General features: G+C 51.8%; 23 protein-coding genes and 1 tRNA gene. 8 read left to right on the forward strand and 16 right to left on the reverse strand.

The window, feature by feature from the left end:
• Positions 1 to 111 precede the first annotated feature (111 nt).
• Genes HDT28_09405 through murB form a run of 4 tightly spaced genes read right to left on the reverse strand, consistent with a single transcriptional unit; the run spans position 112 to position 6323 of the window.
• Complete coding sequence (locus tag HDT28_09405) at positions 112 to 3690, reverse strand: DNA polymerase III subunit alpha (GenBank protein MBD5132781.1); 3579 nt, start codon at positions 3688 to 3690, stop codon at positions 112 to 114.
• A 38-nt stretch (positions 3691 to 3728) separates the two neighbouring features.
• A complete protein-coding gene (gene whiA, locus HDT28_09410) occupies positions 3729 to 4652 on the reverse strand; it encodes a DNA-binding protein WhiA (GenBank protein MBD5132782.1) in 924 nt (307 codons plus the stop codon).
• Complete coding sequence (locus HDT28_09415; GenBank protein ID MBD5132783.1) at positions 4652 to 5491, reverse strand: PHP domain-containing protein; 840 nt, start codon at positions 5489 to 5491, stop codon at positions 4652 to 4654. The genes whiA and HDT28_09415 overlap by 1 nt, the downstream gene beginning before the upstream one ends.
• Positions 5492 to 5504: 13 nt before the next feature.
• Positions 5505 to 6323, reverse strand: coding sequence for a UDP-N-acetylmuramate dehydrogenase (gene murB, locus HDT28_09420; protein MBD5132784.1), 819 nt, complete (start codon positions 6321 to 6323; stop codon positions 5505 to 5507).
• 124 nt (positions 6324 to 6447) lie between these two features.
• On the opposite strand from murB, the gene HDT28_09425 reads away from it, so the two are divergent.
• On the forward strand, positions 6448 to 7407 hold the full coding sequence (locus tag HDT28_09425; GenBank protein MBD5132785.1) for a hypothetical protein: 960 nt from the start codon (positions 6448 to 6450) through the stop codon (positions 7405 to 7407).
• Entirely contained in the window at positions 7407 to 8267 is an 861-nt protein-coding gene (locus HDT28_09430) for a diacylglycerol kinase family lipid kinase (GenBank protein ID MBD5132786.1), read from the forward strand. Before HDT28_09425 ends, HDT28_09430 begins: the two co-directional genes overlap by 1 nt.
• Before the next feature lie 402 nt (positions 8268 to 8669).
• Here HDT28_09430 and hprK read toward each other — a convergent pair whose 3' ends face one another.
• From hprK to HDT28_09450, 4 genes are read right to left on the reverse strand one after another with little or no spacing between them, the layout of a single operon-like run.
• Positions 8670 to 9695: an HPr(Ser) kinase/phosphatase gene (gene hprK / locus HDT28_09435; GenBank protein MBD5132787.1), complete on the reverse strand. Its 1026-nt coding sequence runs from the start codon at positions 9693 to 9695 to the stop codon at positions 8670 to 8672.
• The gene (gene uvrC, locus HDT28_09440; GenBank protein ID MBD5132788.1) at positions 9688 to 12375 is read right to left on the reverse strand and encodes an excinuclease ABC subunit UvrC; all 2688 of its coding nucleotides are present in this window, start codon (positions 12373 to 12375) and stop codon (positions 9688 to 9690) included. Before uvrC ends, hprK begins: the two co-directional genes overlap by 8 nt.
• A complete protein-coding gene (locus HDT28_09445) occupies positions 12372 to 12959 on the reverse strand; it encodes an epoxyqueuosine reductase QueH (protein ID MBD5132789.1) in 588 nt (195 codons plus the stop codon). The genes uvrC and HDT28_09445 overlap by 4 nt, the downstream gene beginning before the upstream one ends.
• Positions 12960 to 12965: 6 nt before the next feature.
• Entirely contained in the window at positions 12966 to 13415 is a 450-nt protein-coding gene (locus HDT28_09450; protein ID MBD5132790.1) for a D-tyrosyl-tRNA(Tyr) deacylase, read from the reverse strand.
• 92 nt (positions 13416 to 13507) lie between these two features.
• Between HDT28_09450 and HDT28_09455 the strand changes: the two genes are divergently transcribed.
• The 3 genes from HDT28_09455 to HDT28_09465 all read left to right on the forward strand — a co-directional run bounded on the left by HDT28_09455 (position 13508) and on the right by HDT28_09465 (position 14794).
• Positions 13508 to 13583: transfer RNA gene (locus HDT28_09455), tRNA-Val, on the forward strand.
• Positions 13584 to 13919: 336 nt separating this feature from the next.
• Positions 13920 to 14201: a DUF1871 family protein gene (locus HDT28_09460; GenBank protein MBD5132791.1), complete on the forward strand. Its 282-nt coding sequence runs from the start codon at positions 13920 to 13922 to the stop codon at positions 14199 to 14201.
• Between the two features lie 77 nt (positions 14202 to 14278).
• Positions 14279 to 14794, forward strand: a complete 516-nt coding sequence (locus HDT28_09465; GenBank protein MBD5132792.1) for an adenylate kinase — start codon at positions 14279 to 14281, stop codon at positions 14792 to 14794.
• A 397-nt stretch (positions 14795 to 15191) separates the two neighbouring features.
• On the opposite strand, the gene HDT28_09470 is transcribed toward HDT28_09465, so the two are convergent.
• From HDT28_09470 to HDT28_09485, 4 genes are all read right to left on the reverse strand, one after another.
• Positions 15192 to 15893, reverse strand: a complete 702-nt coding sequence (locus HDT28_09470) for an NAD-dependent protein deacylase (protein MBD5132793.1) — start codon at positions 15891 to 15893, stop codon at positions 15192 to 15194.
• A gap of 63 nt (positions 15894 to 15956) precedes the next feature.
• The gene (locus HDT28_09475) at positions 15957 to 16670 is read right to left on the reverse strand and encodes a histidine phosphatase family protein (GenBank protein ID MBD5132794.1); all 714 of its coding nucleotides are present in this window, start codon (positions 16668 to 16670) and stop codon (positions 15957 to 15959) included.
• A gap of 43 nt (positions 16671 to 16713) precedes the next feature.
• On the reverse strand, positions 16714 to 17385 hold the full coding sequence (locus tag HDT28_09480; protein ID MBD5132795.1) for an MgtC/SapB family protein: 672 nt from the start codon (positions 17383 to 17385) through the stop codon (positions 16714 to 16716).
• A 94-nt stretch (positions 17386 to 17479) separates the two neighbouring features.
• On the reverse strand, positions 17480 to 19165 hold the full coding sequence (locus HDT28_09485; protein ID MBD5132796.1) for a sel1 repeat family protein: 1686 nt from the start codon (positions 19163 to 19165) through the stop codon (positions 17480 to 17482).
• Positions 19166 to 19441: 276 nt separating this feature from the next.
• Here HDT28_09485 and HDT28_09490 point away from each other — a divergent pair, with 276 nt between their 5' ends.
• Genes HDT28_09490 through HDT28_09500 form a run of 3 tightly spaced genes read left to right on the forward strand, consistent with a single transcriptional unit; the run spans position 19442 to position 22160 of the window.
• On the forward strand, positions 19442 to 21145 hold the full coding sequence (locus tag HDT28_09490; GenBank protein MBD5132797.1) for a DUF11 domain-containing protein: 1704 nt from the start codon (positions 19442 to 19444) through the stop codon (positions 21143 to 21145).
• A gap of 30 nt (positions 21146 to 21175) precedes the next feature.
• Positions 21176 to 21949 carry a DUF11 domain-containing protein gene (locus HDT28_09495; protein ID MBD5132798.1) on the forward strand — a complete coding sequence of 258 codons (774 nt, stop codon included), beginning with the start codon at positions 21176 to 21178 and terminating at the stop codon, positions 21947 to 21949.
• A gap of 1 nt (position 21950) precedes the next feature.
• A complete protein-coding gene (locus tag HDT28_09500) occupies positions 21951 to 22160 on the forward strand; it encodes a hypothetical protein (GenBank protein ID MBD5132799.1) in 210 nt (69 codons plus the stop codon).
• 161 nt (positions 22161 to 22321) lie between these two features.
• Here the strand turns inward: HDT28_09500 and HDT28_09505 are convergent, their stop codons facing one another.
• The 4 genes from HDT28_09505 to prmC all read right to left on the reverse strand — a co-directional run bounded on the left by HDT28_09505 (position 22322) and on the right by prmC (position 26003).
• Complete coding sequence (locus HDT28_09505) at positions 22322 to 22639, reverse strand: hypothetical protein (protein MBD5132800.1); 318 nt, start codon at positions 22637 to 22639, stop codon at positions 22322 to 22324.
• 84 nt (positions 22640 to 22723) lie between these two features.
• Positions 22724 to 23170: a hypothetical protein gene (locus tag HDT28_09510; protein MBD5132801.1), complete on the reverse strand. Its 447-nt coding sequence runs from the start codon at positions 23168 to 23170 to the stop codon at positions 22724 to 22726.
• Between the two features lie 8 nt (positions 23171 to 23178).
• Positions 23179 to 24255 carry a peptide chain release factor 1 gene (gene prfA, locus HDT28_09515; protein ID MBD5132802.1) on the reverse strand — a complete coding sequence of 359 codons (1077 nt, stop codon included), beginning with the start codon at positions 24253 to 24255 and terminating at the stop codon, positions 23179 to 23181.
• Positions 24243 to 26003 (reverse strand): peptide chain release factor N(5)-glutamine methyltransferase, encoded by a 1761-nt coding sequence (gene prmC / locus HDT28_09520; GenBank protein MBD5132803.1) that lies wholly within the window; start codon positions 26001 to 26003, stop codon positions 24243 to 24245. Before prmC ends, prfA begins: the two co-directional genes overlap by 13 nt.
• Between the last annotated feature and the right edge of the window lie 60 nt (positions 26004 to 26063).

Consider the following 26063-nt stretch of genomic DNA (forward strand, 5'->3'; position numbering starts at 1 on the left):
TAAATCAAAAATTATCGAGTACTATTATATCATATTTTTTATATAAAATAAATAGTTTTAATGAATTTTTATCATCATTTTTATTATTTATTTTTTTAATTATTAATTGTATTACTCCTGCTTCTTAACATTGCCCTCGCCCAGTGCCGCGCTGAGCTCCGCAATGGACAGCGTGTCGATAGCGAACTTATCGGTAAGAGTTTGCAACCTTTCCGTTCCGTCCTTAGCATACACGGTTTCGCGGCCGGGATACGCCAAAATAATATCGGCGACTTCATCAAGCTTAGCCTCGTCGGCGAGCGAGAAGTAACAGCACAATTTAGCCGTGTTCGCGTCAGAGTCTGCAAACGGTTTAATATCGTCCACGTATATAGACACGCCGTTCTCGTTCTGTTTGAGCACACCCGTAACGCCGACCGCCGTATCCTTCACCCACAGCGGGCGCAACCGCTCAAACGTCTTATTAAACGCAATCAGTTCGACCGTACCGTACAAGTCTTCGAGCACCGCCGTACCCATGGGATTGCCCTTTTTGGTAAGCTTGTTGACTGTTGCGGTGAGCATACCGCCGAGCGAGATCTTGGTATCGTTTGGCGGACAATCGGGAAGATCGGGATTGAGCATGGAAGTATTGTACTTGTACTGCCTCAGCCTATCCACGTACGCCGACAGCGGATGGCCCGAAAGGTAAACGCCCGCGACTTCCTTTTCCATCTTGTACTTGTCGCTCGGCGAATACTCGTCTACTTCGGGATAGTTAAACTCGGTCTTGATCTCGGGCGCGACCTCGAAGAACGAAAGCTGTCCGCTCATTTTAGCGGTGCGCTCTTTGGTGACTTTATCCATGACCGCGGGGAACGCCGCCATTAGCACCGCGCGCTTTTTGCCGAAGCAGTCGAACGCGCCCGCCTTTATAAGCGACTCGACCATGCGGCGGTTGATAAGGCTCTTGCCCGACTCGGCGTCCTCCATGCGCGTTACGAACTCAACGAAATCGGTATACTCGCCGTTGCGTTCGCGCTCCTCCACTATCTTGTTTACGATAGGCACGCCCACGCCTTTCAGCGCGCCCATGCCTATGCGTACACAGCCGTTTTCGACGGTGTACTCAGACTTCGATTTGTTTATATTGGGCGGCAGAACGGTGATTTTCGCCTCTTTAAGGTACGACAGGTAATGCGTGAGCTCGTCCAGCTTGGTAATTCGGTTGTTCAAAACCGCCGTGAAATACTCGACGGGATAGTAGCATTTAAGGTACGCCGTTTGATACGTTACGTGCGCGTAAGCCGCCGCGTGCGACTTGTTAAAGCCGTAGCTTGCGAACTTGATTAGCATATCGTAGATCTCGTTCGCCGTCTTTTCGGGAACGCCGTTTGCGACCGCGCCGGGGATCTTATTGCCCGTCTTTTTATCGACGCCACCGCCCACGAAAACCTTGCGCTCGGCTTCCATCGCCTCGTGCTTCTTCTTGCTCATCATGCGGCGGATATTATCTGCGCCGCCCATCGAGTAGCCCGCGAGCGTTCTTACCACGTCCATAACCTGTTCCTGATAAACGATTATGCCGTAGGTAACGCCAAGAATATCTTTCATGAGCGGATGCTGATAAACGATTTTATCGGGCGCTTTTTTGTTCTTGATAAAGTCGGGAATGGAGTCCATGGGACCCGGGCGGTAGAGCGAGATACCGGCTATTACGTCTTCGAGGTTGGACGGTTGAAGCTCGTGCATGAAGCCTTTCATACCACCCGATTCGAGCTGGAACACCGCCTCGGTATTGCCGCTGCCTATAAGCTCGTAAACCTTGGGATCGTCGTAGCCGAGCTTGACGAAGTCTATTTCCACGCCGTGCTGCTCTTTAATGTAGTCGCACGCCTTTTTTATATCGGTGAGAGTCGTCAGACCGAGGAAGTCCATCTTAAGAAGCCCGAGCTCCTCGTCGACTATCATGTCGTACTCGGTAACGATAACGTCCTCGTTTGTGCGCGACAGCGGAACGTGGTCGGCTATCGGGTCGCGGCAAATGATAACGCCCGCGGCGTGCATACCGATCTGGCGCGGCATACCCTCTATCTTTTCCGCCATGTCGAGAACGCGCCGCGCGGTGGGGTCGTTCTTGTACAGCTCCATCATTTCGGGGATACCGGGAATGGGGTTGCCTTCTTTATCCACCCCCCTGCCGAGAAGCTCGCGGATATGCATTTTTTCGGAGCCGCGCGGAATCATCTTGGTAATATTATTGACCTCGGAGAACGGCAGGTCGAACACGCGCCCGACGTCCTTGATAGCCGCCTTGGTCGCCATAGTGCCAAAGGTCGCTATCTGCGAAACGTTGTTCTCGCCGTACTTGCGCGTAACGTAGTCAATGACTTCGCCGCGGCGGTCAACACAAAAGTCTATATCGAAGTCAGGGTTACTCACGCGCTCGGGGTTGAGGAAGCGCTCGAATATGAGCGCATATTTGAGCGGATCGATCTTGGTAATGCCGATAGCGTACGCGACGATACTGCCCGCGCCGCTACCACGCCCGAGACCAACGGGTATACCCTGACTTTCGGCGTAGTGGATAAAGTCCCAAACTATAAGGAAGTAATCGACGAAGTGCAGGCGTTCTACGATCCCGAGCTCGTACTCGGCGCGCTCGCGCACCTGATCGGTTATCTCGCCGTAGCGGACTTTAAGCCCGTCAAATGTGAGCTTGCGCAAATACTCCTCGCTCGTCATGCCGTCGGGCGGAACGTAGCTAGGCAGGAGCGGTTCTTTTTTGATAAAGTACGGATCGCACTTATCGGCTATTTCGAGCGTAATATCGAGCGCGTCCTCGTACGGGAGCGCCTTGTACATTTCGTCGTAGTTCTTTACGTAAAACTCGTTCGTCGGGAAGTATTTATCGTCGGAAACCGAATCGCCCGCTATGCCGCCCGTGCTGTCGTCATCGTCGCTTTCTAGCGTGGAGTGGAATGATATCGCCATAAGCACCTTTTGCATTTTGGCGTCGTCCTTGGTGAGATAGTGCGCGTCGTTGGTCGCAACGATCTTAACGTCGTTCTGCTTGGCAAGCTCGATAAGATACGGCAGCACGACCTTTTGCTCGCCGATATTGTGGTTTTGAATTTCAATATAGAAATCGTCGCCGAACACTCCCTTGAACTTCTTTATCCAGTCGTCGGCAACAGAGTATTGCTTGTGCAGTATCGCTTGCGGGATCACGCCGGCTAAGCACGCGGATAAAGCTATAAGCCCCTCGTGATGCTCCTTTATGCACTCGAAGTCCACGCGCGGCTTGTAGTACATACCCTCGGTATACCCCGCCGACACTATCTTAATAAGGTTGTGGTAGCCCACTCCGTCCTTTGCGAGAAGTACTAAGTGATTGAGCTTGGGCGGCGCGCCGTTCGCGCCCTTCTCTTTAACGTGCATATTATCGGTCATGTACACTTCGCAACCGATAATCGGCTTGACCTTGAACGGACGGCGTTCCGCCATGAACTTCAAAAAGTCGGCGTCCTTGTCGGTATACTTGACCGCCGCCTTTAAAAACTCTATCGCACCGTACATATTGCCGTGATCGGTCATCGCGATCGCGGGAATATTAAGCTCGTCGCACAGCTTGAAAACTTTATCGGTACGCACCGCTCCGTCGAGCAGTGAAAATTCGGTATGAACGTGTAAATGCGCAAACGGTTTCATTATCTCTCCAAATGACTTATCTTTTTAATTCCTAATTACTAATTATCTCTAAGCTTGTCCGCTATTTCGATTATCTTGTCGTAACGGTGTTTGAGCCCCGACTTGGATATGCCCAGCTCGTAAGCAAGCTCGGCAAGCGTTTTGTCGGGCGCGTTCTGCCGCGCTTCCGCCGCTTCCAAAAGCTTGGGACTGAGACTGTCGAGCCCCTTCCTTTCGGCGATCAGCTCTAACGCTTCGGCAACGTCGACTGCGGCGTTGGTCGTTCTCGTCATGTTCGCCATCTCGAAATTAACGCGGCGGTTTATGTCCTTTTTGAATGACAGCGTCGCAACCGTTTCTTGAAGTTTAAGCACGAGATTATCGAGCCGCATGAGCGCCAAGCAATTGCAAACGCTGTCACTGTCCTTGGAGTACACTACGTATTTATCAACACGCTCCATTTTGCGCACCTTTATTCCGTACGTATTCAAAAGCTCGATAAGCTCGTCGGCAAGGCTCTCGCTAAGCACCGAAAATTCCAGGTGATACCGTCCGCCTGTGCCGCTCGGTCCGTCCTTGTCCTCGACCTCGTGCGCCGAAAAGCTACCCGAGCCCAAAAACATTCCGCGAACGTATGCGTAGCGGTGTTCGTCGAACTTATCGGGAATGCCGCTCACCTCGAAGCTGTCGCTGTCGGGATCGAGAATATACAGCCTGCGCAAAAGCTTTTCGCAGTCGGCGTACACAAACCCGTCCTCGTCGGACTTGGGACGCATCTTGAACTGCTCCATCATCGCGGCGGAAATATACTCTTTAACGAAATCGGTCTGACAGTCCAGCCCGAGAAGCATACCTTTGCCGAACGACATCGTCATGGTCATACACGAGCGCACAAAGCCCGACAACAGCGCTTTCCGTTCGCCCTCTTTGAGCCGAAACGAGATTATTTCCTTTTTTACGTCAAGTCCGCTTATCGTCGGCATTACTCACCTATTTCTTCCTTACTGCTTCGTGCATTCTTGAACTGCTGCGATCTGAAATCGGGCAACCGCTCCCAGTTCGCTATCTGCGAGTACGGAATCTCACAGTCCTTGATTATTTCGAGCCCATACGTCATTTTGCCGACGTCGGTGGGCACGTGCGCGTCGGAATTGCAAATAAACTCCACGCCCACGTCGACCATGGCTTTGATCTCTTTCTTAGTAAGCGATTTATGCCTGCCGTTAAGTTCGATATACACGCCGTGCTCGTGCGCGTACTTTGCGACCTCTACCGCGTCCGCCATTATGCCGCGGTTGAGATGTCCTATAAAGTCTATCGGGTATTCGTCGATAATACGCTTGTACGCAGCGGTGTTTTGCGCTATCAGCTTCTTACGCCACGGCAGGAATTTAAACACTACGTTTCTCGTCCAGAACAGCATATTGCCGAGTAGCCGCGGGTTACCTATAAACGCGTGATATCCGCCCTGAACGATTTGAAGCTCGTCCATTATTCCTTCGCTAAGTTCGATAAACGGCGGAGTAGCCATACCCTTCTTCGACTTTTTGCCGCTCTTGGGATCGAGGTTGTTTTCCAGCCCGCAATATATCTTAATGCCCGTTTGCGCTTCGGCTGCGGCGCACTCGGCTTTTAACGCATCGAACGCATCATTGCCGCGCACGCCGTAAACGTGCCTAAACCCGTGATCGGTTATGGCGAGCTCTTTAAGCCCCGCCGCCTTTGCCGCCTCGGCGTTTTCGAGCACACTGCCCTTGCCGTGAAGCTTTTTCTTGCCGCGACTGTATACCGTATGCGTGTGGTAATCACCCCAAAACGCCATGATCTCTCCTTGTTTAATCGAAGTTGCCTATATACTTAATTTCTTCTTGTGCGGTAACGCCCATGTCTTCGAGGACGCGTTTACAAAGCTTTATTAGCTCGGTTACGTCCTTGGCGGTCGCATTGTCCGCGTTTATTATCACGTTGGCGTGCTTATCGGAAATCACCGCGCCGCCTATGCGCGTGCCTTTAATCCCCGCTTCGTCCAACAGCCTGCCTACCGAAACGCCCTGCGGGTTCTTGAACACCGAGCCCGCGCTCTTGCCCATGGGCTGTTTTTGCTTGCGTAACAGCGCATAGCTTTTGTGCCTGAAATCGATAGAAGCTTTGCTGTCGCGCTTTAAGCCGAACGCCACGTCTATGACGGTATCGTCGTTCGACAAACCGCTGTGACGGTAGCTTAACCCCAGCTCGCGCGCGTCGAGCCTTATCAGCCGTCCGCCGCGGAGTACGTCGGCGTACACTACGGCGTCCTTCATTTGCCCGCCGAACGCGCCCGCGTTCATGACGAGCGCACCGCCCACCGAAGCGGGTATGCCGACCGCCCATTCCATGCCCGAAAGTCCGTTTTCTTTTAGGTAGGCGCACAGCGTATACAGTCGCGTACCCGACCCCGCCGTGACGAGCACGCCGTTATGCGCGATAGTCTCGTAGCGGTTAATCGTCAAATTCCCGTCGTAGCCGTCGTCGGAAGCGAGGATATTCGAACCCCTGCCCAAAACGAGCGACGACGGCGCAAAGTCGATAAGCTCGCCGCGCGAGCGAGCTACGCGCAATCGTTTCGCCCTGCCGCCTATCCCGAACGTAGTCCAAGCGCTTAAACTGTCACGCATATATTCTACTCCGTTTTGAATTTTTTTTCAATAGTTTTGGGTACAAAAATCACATTATTTATATTTGTGCCGCGTATTTCGGTAAAAGCTTGATTTTATCGCGCTCACGTGGTATAATGAGAGAATGGAATTGCACGAGGCAAACCGAATACTGCTATCGACCAAAGCGGCGTTCGCCGCGGACGGGTTCAAGCTGCCGTCGTCCGCCGAGACCGACGGGCTCATGATGCTGCTCGGGCGGCTCGACGCGGAAAAGTTCCTCGCGCCCAAAATCAAGCGCGCCAAGACCTACGAAAAAAACTCGGCGGCGTTCGACCGCGCGGCTAAGCTCATAGCGTTCTTCCGCGCGCTCGACGCGGTCATGAACGGTCTTAACGACGCACCCGTCACCGCAATGTCGCTCACTCTGTTAAACAAGGCGTTATGGGGCGACCTCGAACAGAACGCCGGCAAGCCGCGCACCAAAGAAGCGCTCGACAACGGCAGCGCGCACACCGACCCCAAGTACATATCGGGTTCGCTTAAAGCGATACTCGCCAAAATGAACGAAATAGTATCCGCGCCGCAAACGAGCAAGGACGACTTTGCGGGATACCTCTCTCATTATATGCGCGAGCTGGTCATCCTGCACCCGTTCGAGTGCGGCTCGGAGATCACAGTGCGCGTGTTCGCGATCATGTTCGGCAGGCTCAAAGGCTTTTCGCTGTCGTTCAGCCGCGTGCCCGCATCGACCATTAAAAACGCCGAAATGAGCGCTTTCCTCGCCGACGACGTCACGCCGCTGTTTAAGCTTTTCGCGGAATGTCTGTCTTACGACCATAAGACGATAACGCAATCGGCTTCGCCGCGCACGCGCCGCGAGGTCGCCAATGAGCTGAGCCGCCCTACCCGCGCGCCCAAGCCGATACCTGCTGAGCGCAAGCCTGCGCCCAAACAAAAAACGCAAAAACAAAAGCCCGACGAAATAAACAAGGAAGAAGTGCTTAAACGCGCCGTCAGGCTTCAACAGAAAATATCCAAGCTGAACGAACAGCTGACCGAGCTTATACAACCGCTCGAAGACAACGATACGGATGAGGAATAATGATGATCGATATTATCGCCAATAAGAGCAGCGGCAAGGGCAACGGCGCGAAGTGCCTCGAAAAGGTGTGCGCCTTCCTCGACGAACGCGCAATAGAATACGCCGTGCACGAAACGCAAGCCACGGGACACGGCAAAGCGCTTGCCGCGGAGCTTTGCGCAAACGGCGCCACCACGGTGGTCGCGCTCGGCGGCGACGGGACATTTCACGAAGTGCTCAACGGCATAGACTTCGATAAAGCGCGCATGGGGCTTATCCCCGCAGGGCGCGGAAATGACTTTGCAACCGGCACAAATGCGTGCGCGCTCGATCCCGTAAAGGCGATTGCCGATATAGCGCGCGGCGAGCCCAAAGACCTCGATTATATTCAGGTCGGCGACAAGCGTTGTATCAACGTGGCGGGTACGGGGCTCGACGTGGAAGTCTTGCTCAAAACGGCTAAGTCCAAAAATAAACTCAGCTACGTAGCGTCGCTATTCCGCTGTCTTTTGCATTACAAGCCCTACCCCGTCGAAGTAACCGTCAACGGCGAAACAAACGCATACAAGTGCATTATGGTCGGCGTGTGCAACGGCACGCAGATCGGCGGCGGTTTAAAGCTATCGCCCGTCAGCATAGTCGACGACGGCAAGCTCGACGTTATCACGATAGAAAAGCCCAAGCGTACCCCCGCCATATTCGTAATGCCGAAATTTAAAAAAGGCAAGCACATGGGTAAGCCGTTCGTGCACCACGTGATCTGTGACAGCGTCAGCATTAAAACGACCGCGCCGTTACAGCTCGACGGCGAAATCTATTACGACCTGCCTTTCGACGCGCACGTGGTAAAAGGCGGACTTAAAACGTTTTCTGTCGAATAAAAATATTTACATCAAAATATATTAAAATTTTTTACGCAAAAACCGTCGAATATTTTATAATACTCGACGGTTTCGACATTTATATTGACAATTCGATAATAATTAAATAAAGCGCTAAACATTGTCCCCTGTCATTCCGAGGGTGGCGAAGAATCTCTTGAAACGGCTTGTCTACGATACAAGCAATAAAGAACTCTATCGATTTAGCTAAGTAAAACAAAAACACAGATAACAGTCGATTAGAATGTTTACTGTTATCTGTGTTTTAATTTCGATACAATTCTATTGTAAACCTTATCCGCGGTGAGATTTCTCGCAAGCTCGAAATGACAAGTATTACAGCGTGAAATAATTCTGTTAAACTCAACCGTAAATTCCTAATTTACAATTACTAATTCCTAATTAATACTTCTTGATATTCCCTCTCAATCTCTCGTTAAGCTCGTCTACCGCGCTGAACCCCAAATCGTTCAAACGATGAGTACGCGCCGCCGCTTCGAGAATGACGGCAAGGTTTCGACCGGGCTTGACGGGAATAACGTGAAGCGGTTTTTTAATTCCAAGCACGGTATAATATTCCTCCGTATCGCCCAGCCTGTTATACATTGCCTTATCGTCCCACGCTTCCAGTCTAACGACCATGTCTATCCGCTTTTCGAGCTGGACCGCGCCTGCGCCGTACATAGCCCTAACGTCGATAATACCTATGCCGCGCACTTCCATAAAGTACCGAATAACGTCGGGGCTCGTGCCGTTGAGCCTATCGCCCACGCGCGTGATAGTAACCGCGTCGTCGGCAACTAGCCTGTGTCCGCGCTCGACAAGCGACAGAGCCGTTTCGCTCTTACCTATGCCCGACTCACCTATAACGAGCACGCCCACGCCGTAAAGGTCCATGAGCACGCCGTGAATTGTTTTTGACGGGGCGAGCAGTTCGTTAAGGTACAGCGAAAGATTATTGACGAACGGCGTCGTTCTCAGCTTAGACCTTAATAACAAACGGTCGAACTTTCCCGCCGCGTGGATGAGCTCGTCGCAAGGCGGAATAGTAGAAGTAATTATTAAGCACGGAATGGGCTGGCGCATGAGCGTTTCGCATGCGGTCTTGCGCGCGTCGTGCGTCATTTGCTGTAAGTACGTCATTTCCATTTCGCCCATCACCTGCACGCGCTCGGCGGCGAAATGCTTATAGTAGCCCGCAAGCTGCAAGCCCGGACGACTTACGTTAAACGTACAAAAATGAATACTCGTACTGCTCCCGCGGTAAATCGTTTCGAGCTCCATGCGCTTAACGAATTCCTCGACGGATACGTCCGTTTCCACCTCGATTATTTCGTCGTCGGGTTGCTTTTGCGCGGCGACTTCCTCTTGCGGCGTCGCCGCTTGCTGTTTTTCTTCGGCCGTGATTTCCTGTTTCTTTTTAGGCATCTTCTTCCCCTTCCGCGGCAGAACCGCAAAATATTTCCAAAACCTTTGCTACGCCGTCGGCGTTATTTGTGTCAGTTACGTAGTCGGCAAGCCGCTTGATAGGCTCGGGCGCGTTAGCCATTACAACGCCCAAACCCGCCGCCTTTATCATGGACGCGTCGTTAAAGCTGTCGCCCATTGCGATAACCTCGGTCATCGGTATGCCGTACCCGTCCGCAATCGCTTTGAGCGCAACGCCTTTATCGACGCCGCGAAGCACGCACTCGATCATAGCGGGCTTAAAATCCTCGCCGTCTTTTTTAAGGCGTTGCAGGAACGGCGCGGTCGACTGCGTGTACTGCAATTGCGGAAACTCAACGTTGAGCCGCTTGGCGGTATCGTCAAGCTCGCGCTCGTCCATTACCAAAACGATCTTAACGATCTTCGATTTTCCGCTCGCCGCGTACTCGCTCAAATCCCCAACGGCGTCGAACTCGATATTTATATTTTGAGCATACCTTTCGGCAATACTGTCTAATTTTTCTATCTTACTGCCGTCCACCGTGTACACCAGCACGAACCGCGAAAGCGTGGGCGCGAGCTTCAAGAACTCTGTCGATATTTCCTTGGGAATATCGTACACATTGAGAATTTCGAGCGAAGCAGAATCTACTATCACGCTCCCGATATTGCATAACAGCCGCACAGGTCGCTTATCGAGCCCGAGCGCGGGCAAAAACTTTTTAACGCTCCTCGGGCTTCTGCCCGTGGCGAAAGTAAATATCCCGCCGCGCTCGACGTAGTCCTTGACCGCCGCGATATTGCCCGCTGAAATTTCGAGGTCGTCGTTTAACAGCGTTCCGTCCAAATCGACGGCTACAAGCTTGTATTTCATACTATTGTTGTCGCTCACCGTAGGGTGATAATAATCGTAAATGTTCTTAGCAGCTTTCTTTGTGATCCCCGCTTTCTCGGCTATCTCGTCCGCGCTCGCCTCGACGATAGAGCGAGTGTTAAAGACTTTAAGCACTTTTTTGACGGTCGACGCTCCCACGCCGTCCACGCTTTTCAGCTCGCTCTCGTACCTACGCGAGCGCAGCGTGCGGTGGTAAAGCACCGCGAACCTATGCGCCTCATCGCGCACGCGCTGTAAAAGTTTGAGCGCGTAGTCCTCGCGTTTGAGCTTGACGGGTACAGGGTTGCCGCGCAAATACAACTCCTCGTCCTTTTTGGCAAGCCCTATCATAGGCACGGTCACGCCCACGTCGTCGGCGGCGCGCGAAGCGAACTCCACCTGTTCGAGACCGCCGTCTATCACTATTAGATCGGGCAGTTCATCGAACCCCGCGTCGCCGTTCTTGTACCGAATGAGCCTCCTGGTAAGCGTTTCGTACATGGACCGAAAATCGTCCGCGCCCTCGACGGTGCGGATACGGTATCTGCGGTACTGCGCCTTGTCCGCCTTGCCGTCGATGAACACAACGCCCGAAGCAACCTTGTCGACGCCCGAAATATTGGATATATCGTAGCACTCTATTCGGCGCGCGCTTTTGAGGTTGAACACGCTTTTAAGCCGCTCGCACGCGCCTATGGTCATGTCCTGATCGCGCTTGACGCGGTCGGCGCTTTTGAGAAGATAGTCGCGGCAGTTGCGCCCCGCCGTGTCGACGAGCTTTTTGCGCATACCCTTTTGCGGGAACGTGACCGCAACGCGCTTGCTGAACACCGAACCGAAATACTCGATAAGCGCCGAGGTATCGCACTCGTTTTCCAAGCAGATCTCGTCGGGCAGCTCGTTGGTCATGGAATAGTACTGCGGCAGGAACGTCGTCATGTCGCCGCCGAACACCTGCGGCTCGTCGATGATATAATTCTTAACGCCCATCATCTTACCGCCGCGAACTATGCAAACGCTTACCGCGCCGTAAATGCCGTTGTCGGTGTAGCTGAACGCGTCGATATTGACAACGTTGCCGAGCTCGCCCACAACCTTGCTCTTTAAGCTTTCGAGAACGCGAAGCTGATTGCGGTACGAAATGGCGCGCTCGAAATTCTCGTTCTCGGCGGCCTCGGTCATCTTTTGCGTTATAATGCCCGAAATATCGTCACCGCCGCCCGAAAGGAACGATATAGCACCGTTGACCGCTTTCATATACTCCGCCCTGTCGCTACGCTCACAGCACGGCGCAAGGCACAAGCCAATGTCGTAATTAAGGCAGGGGCGCGGGCGTTTTGCAAGCTTCCCGGAGCACGTGCGCATACGGAAAACGGACTGCAAAATCGAAATCACGTCGCGAACGGATATTCCTATAAACGGGCCGAAGTACCGCGCTCCGTCGCGCTTGACCCGCCGCGTCACCTCAATGGTCGGATACTCGGCGTGCGTGTCGATGCGGATATACGGGTTTGTTTTGTCGTCTTTAAGAAGAATATTATAGTGCGGCTTGTACTTCTTGATAAGGTTGTTTTCGAGCGCGAGCGCATCCTTCTCGGTGCGCGTGATTATATAATCGAAGTCGGCGATATTGTCCACCATCGCCTGAACCTTGACGGGCTTTTCGCTGTGCTGAAAATACTGTCGTACCCGCCGCGCGAGTATGACCGCCTTGCCTACGTATATGACCTGCCCCGCGCTGTCGCGCATAATGTATACGCCGGGGGTATCGGGAAGGTCTTTAAGCTTTTCGGTGATCTTGCTCACGCCCGTCCTCCCGCCGAATTTATCTGCTCCTGCGCCTGCGCGAACGAATACTCGCAGCCGCAAAACCGCTGACGGTAAATGCCGAACTCGCACGACCGTCGCGTCGATAAAAGAAACCCGTCGCGCTTTTTAAAGTCGCGCGGCAGGAACGGCGCGCCGCCGTCGTAGCTATCGGCAATCGAAAATATAAGCTTGCTGTTCTTGTGCGGACTGACGGTAAGCGTCGTCGTGTACGCGTCGAAGCCGTGAAGCCCCGCATAGTCCGCCGAAGCGATAAGTCTATCTGTAAAACACGACGAACACCTCGCCCCGCCCTCGCGGTCGGCGGCACGCTCCGCCGCATAGCCGAGGAAAGACGCGTAATCGTGTTCGGGAACTACGAGCGGCAAAGAATAATGCGCGCAAACCGCTTTGAGCGCGTCGAGCCGTTTTTCGAACTCGCCGTCCATAATGCACGGGTTATAAAAGAACACGGTGATATCGGCGCCGTCCGAAAGTAACGGTTCGATCGCACCGAGACTGCACGGACCGCAGCACGCGTGCAGTAAGATTTTTTTATCCTTTATATCGCCCGTGAAAAACATAAAAACCTAACCGTAAATAATCGTTATCGGTCCGTCGTTGACCTGGTCGATAATCATGTCCGCGCCGAACACTCCGCTCTCCACACTGCCCGCCGAGCCGCGCATACAGTCGGTAACGACGTTTACGCAGTAATCGAAAAAGCTACTCGCCTGCACCGCGGGGCGCATGGCGTTTGTAAAGCTCGGGCGGTTGCCGTGCGAAATATCGGCGCACAGAGTAAAGTTCGATACGAGCAGTATCGAGCCGCCCACGTCGCGCACCGATAGATTCAGCTTGCCGTCGCCGTCGGGAAATATGCGCATAGCGACAAGCTTTTGCGCGAACGCAACGATATTCGCCTCGACGTCCGCCTGTTCGATACCCACGTAAACGACAAGCCCTCGCCCGATAGACGAAACCACCTCACCGCCCACAGATAATGTTGCGCCGTCGACGCGTTGAATAACTGCTTTCATGCGCTCATTGTAGCATATTTTATTGAAAAGTACAAGCAAACCGCTTGACAAAAACATTAAAATATACTAAACTTATTGTGTTAAATGAATACGGGCAATTAACTCAGCTGGGAGAGTGTCATCTTGACGTGGTGAAAGTCACAGGTTCGAGCCCTGTATTGCCCACCAATGTAAAACGGACGCGAAAGCGTCCGTTTTACATTGGTGGGCAATCAGCACGAGTATGCGCCCAGTGTAAAGCACATATACGAGATACCGGAAAAAGAAAAACAAATTACATTTACGAAACAGTAATTTTGGGCGCAAGTTCGCTAGCCGCTTGCGCGAAGCGCAAAGGCCGCCCGCGAGTCCCGCGGGCATCCCTGTATTGCTTATTGTCGCAGCACACTTTTAATATATCAAGCACTCGCCATAATGCCATTTGACTTTAATATTTTAATTGCTTGAAATAATATACAATTTGTGATATGATATAAAAAATAATAATGATAGGAATTTGCAACTATGAATAGTAATAAACAAAAATATGAACTAATATTTAATATTATTAGAACCGAATTAAATAAGGTGGATCCTATGGGACTTTGTCCCGGAGAATTTGCTCCTATTAACGAATATGATCCTGAGACCGCAATGGTAGTCAATAAAATAAAAGATGTAGAAAACTATGTAGAATTAGCCAAAGAAATATCAATCGTTTTTGATGAAATGTTTGGCGAAAAATTTGATGAAAGTTCTTTTTATAATTGCGCCCATAATATTTTAGAAGAAGTAAATAAGCTTTAATCATTAAATAAATTCTTTAATATTCGTTTAATGTTACGACGGCTCCATCAAAATAAATCGTTTAAAGGGAGAACACAATGAAAAATATTTTCCCCTATCACAAAACATTAATAGTAGGCTGCGGCGGGGCGGGCAAAAGCACGCTCGCCGTGGAAATGGGAAAACGCTTCGGCTTGCCTGTCGTTCATTTGGATAAATTATGGTGGTTGCCCGATTGGAAAAATCGCACGGAGCAGGAGTTCGACGAAATGCTTTCCTGCGAGCTTGTAAAGAGCGATTGGATAATCGAAGGCAATTATTTCAGAACATTTAAAACGCGCCTGAAATATGCCGACCTTTGCATATTCCTCGATTACGACACCGAGCTTTGCGTGCAGAGCGTATACGAGCGCGCGGAAAAGTATAAAGGCGTGACCCGTCCCGATATGACCGAGGGCTGTATCGAACAAGTAGACGACGAGTTTAAAAACTGGATCGCTTCCTTTAAGGAAAACGTTCGCCCGTCAATGCTTGCGGAATTGAAAACCGGCACTACCCCATATATGGTTTTCCAAACACGCGAAGAAACCGCGAAGTGGCTTGACGATTTTTAAAGTGACTAAATATAAATACGTACCCGATGCCAACCCCGTGTGAACACTTTTGGCAGGGCGCGATTTCGGCTCTTTTCCGCCTTATCTCGCTCGACGTAGCGCATTGGCTACGACTTCGCTCAATAAGTCGACAAATAGCTCAAAACGCGCCTCCGCAAAAGCAAGCATTTTCAGGGAAACAAATCGTAGGCTTAGACAAGGAAACGCCCGCAGTATTAGCCTTGGGTCGGCTATACAAGGGCGATGACGCAGTATAAGTCACGATTCGTCCCTGAAAATGTGTTCAACACGGGTTGACATCGGGTAACGTGTTCACACATATATAAGTTCTGTCCCCCAACGATAAAGCCGCCCGCTTTTTCAGCGGGCATTCCGGTATTGCCCTATCAAAAACAGGTTATAACAGCTCACCGAGTTTACCGTTGAGTTGATTAGGGAATCCGTCTATATGCGTTTTGTTTATAACTATCAAGTTGTCTTTATTTCCACGGAAGTAGCCGATAAAGCCCGCCGCAGGATATACTGACAGCGACGTGCCGCCTACTATGAGCATATCCGCTTTGCCGATAGCGCTCACTGCGCCGTAAACCGCATCTTCGGGCAGCGCCTCGCCGTAAAGCACGACGTCGGGCTTGATTATGCCGCCGCAATCACATTTGGGAACGGCGGGAATATGCCCGCAAATCTCGTCTAAGGTATATTTTTTGCCGCAACGAATGCAGTGATTGCTTAGCGTCGTGCCGTGGAGCTCGAACACGTTTTTGCTCCCTGCGGCTTGGTGCAAGCCGTCTATATTTTGCGTGATAACTGCGATGAGCTTGCCCTCGCGCTCCCACTGCGCCAGTTTTTTGTGGGCGGCGTTGGGCATAGCCGACCTGAAAATCATTTTATCGAAATAGAATTTATAAAATAAATCGGTATGCGAGTAAAAGTAATCTGATGAAAGTATGACCTCCGGCGGAACGTCGTATTTTTGGTTATACAAGCCGTCGACACTGCGAAAGTCGGGGATGCCACTCTCTGTCGACACACCTGCCCCGCCGAAAAACACTATTCGCTTTGCCGCCGCTACGTGAGCCTTATATTCCTCTACCGTCATAACTTGCTCCTATCGTTCGTTTTACAATTAAGCGCGACGAACTGCGTTAATATAATTAATTACTCAATGCCTTTCGTCGCTGTCGAACGTTTCACAAAACCTCGCGGCAAAGCTCGGCTTGATATTCTTAACGTCGAGGTGCGGCGTTGCACCGTAAGAAAGACAGCGAAGTTGCGCAATTCCGTTCTCCCGCTCCTCCGTAGCGAACGTAGTTATACTCGACGGCGAGGCGCAAAAATGTTGCGCAATTACGACGTGCGGCACGTTCATAATATGCGACATTATAACGCTCATAACGCCGAAATGACAAAAGAACACGATACGCTTTTTATTCGAGTTCTCGGCACGGTAATAACGATTTTCCCTTACGTAACCGTTTTCGGCGAGAATACCGTCGAATCCGCGTATCACCTCGGCGTAAAATTTCTTTATATCGCCCGACTTCATTTCAGCGCAATCGAGATACTTATTATAGTCGTAGAACTCGCCCCGACCGCAAAAATACGACGGCATAAAATCCCAGCTCAATTGCTTGGCGCCGTTAAGAAGCGTTACGTCGTGTGCGAACTCCCTAAGCCAATCGAGGACCGTTATATCCTTATCGTCAAAGCACACCTTAGCCGTAAGCAACGCCCGACCGAGCGGCGAAGCGTAAACTGCGTCGAATTTTTCGTTTTTGAGATATTCGGCAAGCGCTTTCGCTTGCATTTTTCCAATGTCGGTAAGACCGTCTATATCGTAATCGGGATCGCCGTGTCGAATGAAAACAAGTTGCATAATAACACCTATTTGTAAAATGGTACGCGAATTTTTGCATTTATCAATAGGCGTCGATTCGCTCTATGCTTATTATAAACGGATGCTCGGTGCGGATATTGAGCAGGTTCTCCGAACTGTACTCGGCTTTGGTGAATATGGTCGCCTCGCAGATAGAGTCGTTGCCGTCCGCTCTCACGTGAAAGCTGAAAAAGTGCTTTACACCGAACACCTCTTTTATTATCGTTTCCTCGCCGTGCGTTTGCTTGAAGACTATATTGAGCCGATACACCTGTTTGGCGTTGAAGATCTTGAACTTCGTATGTAACAGGCACTGCACGAGTATTAAAATTACGGTTGCGCAGGAAGCCACGATATACAATCCCGCGCCCGCCGCCATGCCGACGCCCGCCGTCGCCCACATACCCGCGGCGGTGGTTAGCCCGCGCACCTCTTGCTGACGGAACATGATTATGCCCGCGCCGAGAAAGCCTATGCCCGACACTATCTGCGCGGCAACGCGCGACGCGTCGAAGTTCTTCACGTCCGCAAACCCGTATTTGCTGACTACCATTATAAGCGCCGCGCCCATACACACTACCGTATGCGTGCGAACGCCCGCCTCCTTGCTGCGAAGCTTCCGCTCGAAGCCGATCGCAAAACCAAGCACGACCGCGAGCAGTACGCCAATAAGCGTTTCAAGCTCGAATATTGCGCTTTCCGCCGTCGGGAACATTTTTCTTTACTCCTCTACGTAATATATTCTAAATATAACATAAACGCCAAACAAAATCAAGAAATTTGTCGAAACAGGTTTATATTTTTAAGTTTTACGATCCCAATTCCTTTAACTTTTGCTTTGCTTTCTCGTTGCCCTGCGCCGCAGCTTTTTTGTACCATGCGATAGCCTTTTCGCAATCCTGCGGCACGCCGTTACCGTGCTCGTGCGCTACACCCATGTTGTATTGCGCGACGGGATTACCCTGTTCGGCAGCTTTTCTGTGCCAGTAAACTCCCGTTTCGTAATCACGCGGCACGCCAATACCGTTATAATACATTGAGCCTAAATTATTCTGCGCGTATATATCCCCCTGTGCCGCCGCTTTTTTATATAATTGGATGGCAGCCGCATAATCCTGCGGAACGCCCCTGCCTTTCTCATACATTAAGCCTAAATTGTATTGCGCTTCGGAACATCCTTCCTCCGCCGCCATTTTGTACCACTTAACGGCAGTCGCGTAATCTTGCGGCACTCCCAGTCCGTCTTCATACAAAACGGCTAAATTAACCTGCGCCTTTGAGTAGCCCGACTCAGCTGCACGCCGATACCACTCCGCGGCGGTCTTGAAATCCTGCGGAACGCCCCAACCCTCTTTATACATTATACCAACGTCGCATTGTGCCGAACTATTGCCGAACTCGGCAATATCGATAAACAAATCAAACGCTTTTTTATAGTCCTGCGAAACGCCCCTGCCGTAGGCGTACATACAACCCAAACATTCCTGCGCGTCCGCGCTGCCCTGCTCGGTTGCCTTTTCGTACCAATACACCGCCATCTTATAATCTTGCGGCACTCCGCGTCCGTCTTCGTAGCAAACGCCTAAGCGATATTGCGCAAAGGCGTGCCCCTGCTCCGCCGCCTTCTTGTACAAAACGGCTGCCGATCGATAGTCCTGTTTGACGATCTCACCCTTATATAAATATTCGGCAAGATTAAACTGTGCGTCGGCGTTTCCGCTCTCTGCCGACGCTTTTATCAATTCAATCGCGCGCCTGACGTCCTTTTTTACGAGCTTGCCATTTAAATACATTTGCCCCAATTCAAACTGCGCTTTCGACGATCCTTCCTCGGCGGCGCGCGTAGTCCAATTAACGGCTTCCGCCTCGTTTACCGAAACTCCAAACCCGTAACGGTAGCACTGCCCCACGCCGTAAATACCGTCGGCGCACTCGTTCTTTGCCGATTCCGAAAACCAAAAGAACGCTTGCTTCTTATCCTGCGCCACGCAATCCCCGTTGAGGTACGCCTCGCCGAGCTCGTACTGCGCGTCCCCGTTGCCGTGCTCCGCCGCTTTCATGAACCATTCTACGGCTTTATTCCCGTCCACTACGACGCCCCGACCGCGACGGCAAACCATGCCCAAAGCGTATTCCGCCTCCGCGCATTGTTGCGCGGCTGATTTTTCATACCACTTGACAGCCTTAACGTATTCGACGCCAACGCCCGTGCCGTTTTCGTAGCAGTCGCCGAGATTGCATTGCGCCTCGGCAAGCCCCTGCTCGGCGGCTTTCTCGTACCACTTGACCGCCCGCCCGTAGTCCTGCACCGCGCCGTCGCCGTAGTAATAGCATTCGCCGAGCATATACTGCGCCCGCGCGTGACCATGCTCCGCCGCCGCCCTGAACCACTCGACCGCCTTGCGGTAATCTTGTTCTACGCCGTCGCCGTGATAGTACCGAATACCATTATCGTATTGTGCCGTAGCCAACTTCAATAATTCGTCGATTTCCATAACGCCTTCCCTTACATACATTATATCACAATCACAGATTGATTTTTCGATTTCTTTGCGTTAAATCGTTACTCACCGTTCTTTCCATATTTGCGATTTGTTTTATTATATCATATATTTCGAGTAATGTAAATAGCCGAGCGAACTTAATATTCCGTCACCTAATCGCACGCAAGGCTCATACAATATAAAAAACACATATTATCTATTCGCTACATATTCGCCGCCGCGCCGCGCAGTGACGGGTATGTAGTATTTTTTTGCAAAGGAGGGGTTATGCCATTTATTCAACGATATTCCGACGTAAAAAAAGGCGGGATCGTTTTTACCGGCAATACGCTGGGGCTGAGCAAAGCTCCAAATCAAAACGCGCCCGGAACCCTGGGCTCGATAGGCGCGTTCACCAGCCTGAACAACGCTTTGCAGGTAGGAACGTTCCCCGCAGGAACTACGCTCGATTACACGCAGAACGGCTCGCGCGCGATGCTTGATCTTCCCGCAGGCTCGACCGTTCTTTACGCCGAGCTTATCTGGGGCGGGCTGTTCCGCTCATCCGCCAATAACATTTCGGCGGTCATCAACAACGGGATAGCGTTTACTACCCCGCTCGGCACGTTCACGGTCGCGCCCGACCCCGTGACCGCGCAGAACTTCGACATTCCCGCAAACGATATTACCGTCGGATTTTACGTGCGCTCGGCTAACGTTACGGCACTCGTGCAAGCCGCGCTCGGCGGGACTTACGCCGTACAGGGCGTGCCCGCGCTGATAGAAGCCTTGGACAACCGCACGGCGGACACCAACCATGCGGGCTGGACGCTCGCCGTCGTATACGAGGACTCGACTCTGCCGCTTCGCAATATGACCGTTTGGAGCGGCGGGGTCGTCGTTTCGCCCAATACGGGCAGTACGACGATAACCGTTTCCAACTTTCTCACGCCCGACGCGTTGCCTATCACAAGCAAGATCTTCGTTTCGGCGCAGGAAGGCGACGCCGTACTGACGGGCGACCGTATGCTGTTCGGTCAAAGCATACCCACGCTCACCAACCTGTCGGGGCCGAACAATCCCGTAAACAATTTCTTTGCGTCGCAAATCAACTCGGCGAACGGCACGCTCGACACTACGGGCACGTTCGGCACACGCAACGCCAACGCCGCCGCGGGTACTAACACTTCCGCCTGCCGCCAGGGCTGGGATATAACAGCCGTCGACGTTTCTCCGCTTCTTACGGCGGGTCAGAGCAGCGCGGTAATACGGTTTACGAGCGACGGCGACCTGTACGTTCCAAACGCTTTGGCACTGCTCATAGACAGCAAGGGCGCAAACCTGACGGTATTGAAATCTGCGGACAAAACGTACGCCGAAGTCGGCGAACAAATTTCATACACGCTGGAAATAAAAAATACGGGCACGGTGAATGCGCTCAATACTACCGTCAACGATATGCTTCCGCCGGAAACCACGCTCGTACCGAACTCGGTAACGGTTGACGGCGTGCCGTACGCGGGCGCGCTACCCGTCGTCATTCCAACGATAGCGCCCGATCAAACAGTAGTCGTATCGTTCAGCGTAACGGTAAACTCACTGCCCGCAGTCAATCCCGTGTTTAACGTTGCGCGCGCCGACTACGAGTTTTTCCCGTTCGCGGGCTACCCCGCCGAAAGCTTTTCCAACGCCAACCCCGTATCCGTTTTTATAGTGTCCCGAAGCGTTACAAACGTAAAGAGCGTAGACAAGGCGTTCGCCGTGCAGGGCGATATACTAACCTACACGTCGGTCATTAAAAACACGGGTAACATACCGATCACTACCGCAATCTTTAAGGACGAGATCCCCGCAGGCACGACTTTCGTAAACGGCTCGGTAACGATAGACGGCACGAGCTATCCCTCATACGATCCCGCGGTCGGGTTTTTTGCGGCGAACCTCACACCGCAAGCAAGCATAACAGTGACCTTTCAAGTACAGGTAAATTAAAGCTTTATAACAAGCAAAGGAGATTTTATTATGATAGTATCCAACCAATCCAATATCGCATTCGACTACGTTTTGCCGGACGGACAAACGATTGCCGCCAATCTGGACAGCAATATCGTCACTACCGAAATACTGACCTATTCCGTGCCCAAGATAAAGACGGGCGACAAAACCTTCTTGCAGGAAGGCGAAACCTCTATTCACACCGTTGTTATTACGAACAACTCCCAAACCCAACTTTTCAATATGGTCTTAAAGGACAATATGTCCAACGGCGCGACATACGTTGCGGGAAGCGTTGTGGTGAACGGTGTATCTCAGCCCTCGTACGATCCCGTAGCGGGCTTCCCCCTGCCCTCGCTCGACCCAAATCAGTCCGTCACCGTAAGCTATACCATTCAAGCGAACAACCCCATGACGCAATCGCCCGTTACAGACTATGCCACGCTTAGTTATACCGTCGACGATCCGTTGCGCAGCAACGTAAACTTCACCGAAAACACCAATACCGTAACCGTTCAGATCATTTCCAACAGGATCACCAACGTAAAGAGCGTGGATAAATCGTACGCCGTTCGGGGCGATATTCTGCACTACACGTCGGTCATTACCAATACGGGCTCGCTGTTAAAGAGCAATCTCGTATTTACAGACCCCATCCCCGCAGGCACGACCTTTGCGAGCGGCAGCGTAAGAATAAACGGCGTAGTATACGCGGCGTACGATCCGCAGATCGGCTTCCCCCTGCCCGATCTTGCCGTAGGCGATGCCGTGACCGTAGAATTCGACGTGACGGTGAACTGATATGAATACGATAACGAATATTTCGAACGTGACCGATAATTCGGGACAGCCGCCCATCGTAACGGAAAGCAACCCCGTATCGACGATAATAAACGACAGCCCCGCGCCGATATACTATTATTGCTACTGTTACCCCTGCCGCCGATGCTGTTGCAGATGCCGATGCTGTTGCTGCTGCAATTGCGAGTGTTGCACACAGTACGAACAGTAGAACATCCGAACGTTTTACGACTATAAAACCACCGACGAAGCGAAAGCAATTCTAAGCGCGCTCACCGCCTAAATCGAAACAAAAAACTAATAGCCCACTATCTTCATAATCGAAGTTTAGTGGGCTATACTTTATTCAACGTTTAAACGACAAATTGAAATTTATAGTCGGTCGTATATTCTTTGAAAATCATATATTGCTTGTCCCAATTCCGTATCAGACAATTTTTCTAATGTGTCAAGCATATAAGCGACAGACTGCAACCTACGTTGCCATATTCTGGATATACCGAATTTTCTTTTATATTTGAAATAACGTTCACCAACGATAAAGTGGTCGTATAATTCCTGCATTTCAGGCAAAACAACTTGTTCTATCACGCCCTTATCCCACTTGGAATTTTCATTAGCCATTTCCGATTTTGCAACCGAAATAACATTTTGCACTGATATGATAGCTTTTTGTAAACGTCTTGTCATCAATACGTCCCTACAAATTATTGTTTATCTTATTTTATTAAAACAAAGAAAATGATTGATCCTTTCATTGCTTTATATCTATAATTATTCGTGTTTATCTCTCAATTCGGTTAGATACCCGATGAACTCTTCTTCCGTGAGTATTGTATCGAATTTATCGTGCTTGCCGATCGAATGGGTAAGATTATTGCCGACGGTGCTCATCAATGCCGTGCGGAAGGTTTCGTTATTGAATAACTGCGCGTAGGCGCGGCGGCGAAGCTCGTCGAACTCTACGCTGTCGCGCTTATACTTTTTGCCGTTCCAGTACAGCCTGCCCGTTTTCTTCCACTTAACCTTTTTCGTGCCCGCGTCCTTGGCGGCGCGACCGACGAGAGCGCAAATTTTTCTTTGTTTGCGTTTGAGTCTGAATTTGAGCGACTGCAAAAACCCTTCCATGCTCGCGCACTCTACCTCGTCGAGCGTAAACCGATTTTCATAGAAATTGGACAGCACATTGCACGGATATTCGCCAGAGCTTATTATATCTATCTCGGTCATTATTCTTCGCCGTTAAGCTTGCGGGTTTGGTCGGCGATACGCAACGCTTCCACCATTTTATCGAGGTCGCCGTTCATGAACTCGTCTATCGAATACAGCGTGAACCCGATACGGTGATCGGTAACGCGACCCTGCGGGAAGTTATACGTGCGTATGCGCTCGCTGCGGTCGCCCGTGCCGACCTGACCTTTTCTAAGCGACGCGTACTCCTCGTCCTTTTGTCCTTGGTAGTAGTCGTACAGCTTGGTCGCAAGCACCTGCATGGCGCGTTCCTTGTTCTTGGTCTGGCTGCGTTGGTCCTGACAGGTGACGACTATCCCCGTCGGGAAGTGCGTAATGCGTATAGCCGAGTCGGTCTTGTTTATGTGCTGACCGCCTGCGCCGCTCGCGCGGAAGGTATCGATCTTTATATCCTTATCGAGTATTTCCACGTCGACCGTTTCGGTTTCAGGCAGAACCGCGACCGTGACCGTCGAGGTATGCACGCGTCCCTGCGTTTCTGTCACAGGCACGCGTTGAACGCGGTGTACGCCGCTCTCGAATTTGAGGAAGGAGAAAACGTCCTTGCCGCTAATGCCGAAAACGGCTTCCTTTACACCGCCCAGCTCGGTGTCGTTGAGCGAGATATCCTCGACCGCCCAACGCTTGCGCTCGGCGAACATTTTGTACATACGGCAAAGCTCGGCGGCAAACAGCGCGGCTTCCTCGCCGCCCGCTGCGGGACGAATTTCGAGTACTGCGTTCTTGCCGTCGTTGGGGTCTTTGGGGAGAAGCATGATTTTGAGCTCGTCGTTTATCTCGGCTATGCGCGCGGTGAGCCGCTCCACCTCGTCCTTGGCGAACGCCGCGAACTCGGGATCGTCGGACTTTTGCATTTCGAGCGCGTCGGCGCGGTCGTCCGTCGCCTTTTTGAGCTCGGCGTATTTTTCGACTATCGGTTCGAGCTCGCTGCGCTCGCGGCACAGCTCCGCCCATGCCTTGTTATCGGCAATGACGGCGGGGTCTTGGACCTTCTCGTCGAGCGCCTTGAACCTCTCGACTATGCCGTCGAGCTTATCGGTCTTTACGTCCTGCATATTACTATTCTATCCTTTCCGTCGAGGTCTTTTTTGATTTCGGTCTTGCCGAGCGGCTTCAACAGCGCCGCCACTTCCTGCGCTTGGTCGTACCCCACTTCGAGCATGATCACGCCGTGAGGGCTAAGATACGATTTAGCGTTTTGCGCGATTATCCTGTAAAAGTCGAGCCCGTCCGCGCCGCCGTCGAGCGCGATATGCGGCTGAGCCGTTACCTGCGGTTGAAGCCCCGCGATCTCGCCCGAGCGCACGTACGGCGGGTTGGAAACGATTATATCGAACTTGCCGTCCACGCTCTCGAACATATTCGACTTTACGACTTCTACGCCCAAGCCCGCGAGGTTTTCCTTAGCGACTTCGAGCGCGTCGTCGGACACGTCGACAGCCGTAACGCTCGCCTTACTGTTGCGCGCCACGACTGCGGCGATACAGCCCGAGCCCGTGCAAAGGTCGAGCACTTTCTTGTCGCTCTCGCCCGCTTCTTCCGCTACGAGGTTGGCAAGAATTTCTGTTTCGAACCGAGGTATAAGCACGCGGTTATCAACCTTAATTTTAACGCCGCAAAAATCGGTGTTGCCAAGGATATAATCGAGCGGCTCGCCCGCAAGCAAGCGGTCGGCGTACTCGTTGGCTTTTTTTACAAGTCCTATCTTTATCTTGCCGACGGTCGCAAGCTCGGCGCGGCTCTTATCGAGTATGTCGCAGTATATCCAGTCGGCGTCCTGCGGATTATCGGGCAGCCGTTCCGCGAGCTTCTGCCGCTCGACGGCGAACTCGCGTTCGTAGAAGTCTATCGTGTCTTTATTTGGATCGGCGTCGAGTTCGAGCACGGCGTTGAACGCCGCGATAGCGACCTCCGCCATGTCGTCGTCGGGAATGCAGGTCGACAGCTTTTGGAGCGCAAGCCCCGGCGCGCGTATCGCGTTGGTGAACTTGTTGTCGGGAAGCATTGCAAGCCCGCGCAGAAGCTCGTACGACAGCCCCGCGATTATCGGCAACAGCACGAGCCTTATTGCGAGTGTAAAGAAGAAGTTTTCGAAAAGATACTCGTAGCCCGTGAACAGCGTGAACACCCAATTGAGCAATGCGTAAACGAGTATTGCGAACATTACTACAAAGAACAGGAAGGTCGTGCCGCAGCGGTTGTGCTTGGTCGAGCAGGACTGAACGTTCTCGACGGTAAGCGGCAGTCCGCGCTCGTAGCAGTTGATCGTGCGGTGTTCCGCGCCGTGATACATGAACGTGCGCTTAATGTCGCGCATGAGCCGCACGAGCGCAAGATACAGAATGAATATCAATAGCCGTGTGCAGCCCTCTATAACCGAAATAACGCCCACGTTGTCGAACGTAGTCCATCTCTTGATCGACCAGCCGACGAACCACGGCAGAGCTATGAACAGCCCCACGGCAAGCACTACGCCGAGTATGACCGAGAATGCGGTCGAACCTTTCGACGGCGTTTCGTCCTCGGGGAAGCTTATCTCGGCGGACTTTAACAGCGACGACATACCGACAACCAGCGAGCTCACGAACGAAATCACGCCACGCACGATCGGGATCTTAGCCGCCTTGGACGGTTTTTTGAGCCGCTCGGTATGCACTTCTATATCGCCGTCGGGCGAGCGCACCGCCATGGCGACCGAGGTCGCGCCGCGCATCATTACGCCCTCTAAAAGCGCCTGCCCGCCTATCATGGTGCGCCGCGTCTTTTTGGCGGTATCGTATTTGTTATCTTTGTTTTTTGCCATTGTTTAATTTATGTTCCTTACGGGTGTGCGACCACAGTAAAAAAATAATCGTAACAATAC

This window comes from Clostridiales bacterium, assembly GCA_014799665.1.
Classification (GTDB): Bacteria; Bacillota; Clostridia; order Christensenellales; family Pumilibacteraceae; genus Anaerocaecibacter.

Excerpts from the sequence above, each read along its gene's own strand:
- HDT28_09405 (MBD5132781.1), bottom strand. The coding sequence starts at position 3,690 with ATGAAACCGTTTGCGCATTTACACGTTCATACCGAATTTTCACTGCTC.
- whiA (MBD5132782.1), bottom strand. The coding sequence starts at position 4,652 with ATGCCGACGATAAGCGGACTTGACGTAAAAAAGGAAATAATCTCGTTT.
- HDT28_09415 (MBD5132783.1), bottom strand. The coding sequence starts at position 5,491 with ATGGCGTTTTGGGGTGATTACCACACGCATACGGTATACAGTCGCGGC.
- murB (MBD5132784.1), bottom strand. The coding sequence starts at position 6,323 with ATGCGTGACAGTTTAAGCGCTTGGACTACGTTCGGGATAGGCGGCAGG.
- HDT28_09425 (MBD5132785.1), top strand. The coding sequence starts at position 6,448 with ATGGAATTGCACGAGGCAAACCGAATACTGCTATCGACCAAAGCGGCG.
- HDT28_09430 (MBD5132786.1), top strand. The coding sequence starts at position 7,407 with ATGATGATCGATATTATCGCCAATAAGAGCAGCGGCAAGGGCAACGGC.
- hprK (MBD5132787.1), bottom strand. The coding sequence starts at position 9,695 with ATGCCTAAAAAGAAACAGGAAATCACGGCCGAAGAAAAACAGCAAGCG.
- HDT28_09445 (MBD5132789.1), bottom strand. The coding sequence starts at position 12,959 with ATGTTTTTCACGGGCGATATAAAGGATAAAAAAATCTTACTGCACGCG.
- HDT28_09450 (MBD5132790.1), bottom strand. The coding sequence starts at position 13,415 with ATGAAAGCAGTTATTCAACGCGTCGACGGCGCAACATTATCTGTGGGC.
- HDT28_09460 (MBD5132791.1), top strand. The coding sequence starts at position 13,920 with ATGAATAGTAATAAACAAAAATATGAACTAATATTTAATATTATTAGA.
- HDT28_09465 (MBD5132792.1), top strand. The coding sequence starts at position 14,279 with ATGAAAAATATTTTCCCCTATCACAAAACATTAATAGTAGGCTGCGGC.
- HDT28_09470 (MBD5132793.1), bottom strand. The coding sequence starts at position 15,893 with ATGACGGTAGAGGAATATAAGGCTCACGTAGCGGCGGCAAAGCGAATA.
- HDT28_09475 (MBD5132794.1), bottom strand. The coding sequence starts at position 16,670 with ATGCAACTTGTTTTCATTCGACACGGCGATCCCGATTACGATATAGAC.
- HDT28_09480 (MBD5132795.1), bottom strand. The coding sequence starts at position 17,385 with ATGTTCCCGACGGCGGAAAGCGCAATATTCGAGCTTGAAACGCTTATT.
- HDT28_09485 (MBD5132796.1), bottom strand. The coding sequence starts at position 19,165 with ATGGAAATCGACGAATTATTGAAGTTGGCTACGGCACAATACGATAAT.
- HDT28_09490 (MBD5132797.1), top strand. The coding sequence starts at position 19,442 with ATGCCATTTATTCAACGATATTCCGACGTAAAAAAAGGCGGGATCGTT.
- HDT28_09495 (MBD5132798.1), top strand. The coding sequence starts at position 21,176 with ATGATAGTATCCAACCAATCCAATATCGCATTCGACTACGTTTTGCCG.
- HDT28_09500 (MBD5132799.1), top strand. The coding sequence starts at position 21,951 with ATGAATACGATAACGAATATTTCGAACGTGACCGATAATTCGGGACAG.
- HDT28_09505 (MBD5132800.1), bottom strand. The coding sequence starts at position 22,639 with ATGACAAGACGTTTACAAAAAGCTATCATATCAGTGCAAAATGTTATT.
- prfA (MBD5132802.1), bottom strand. The coding sequence starts at position 24,255 with ATGCAGGACGTAAAGACCGATAAGCTCGACGGCATAGTCGAGAGGTTC.
- prmC (MBD5132803.1), bottom strand. The coding sequence starts at position 26,003 with ATGGCAAAAAACAAAGATAACAAATACGATACCGCCAAAAAGACGCGG.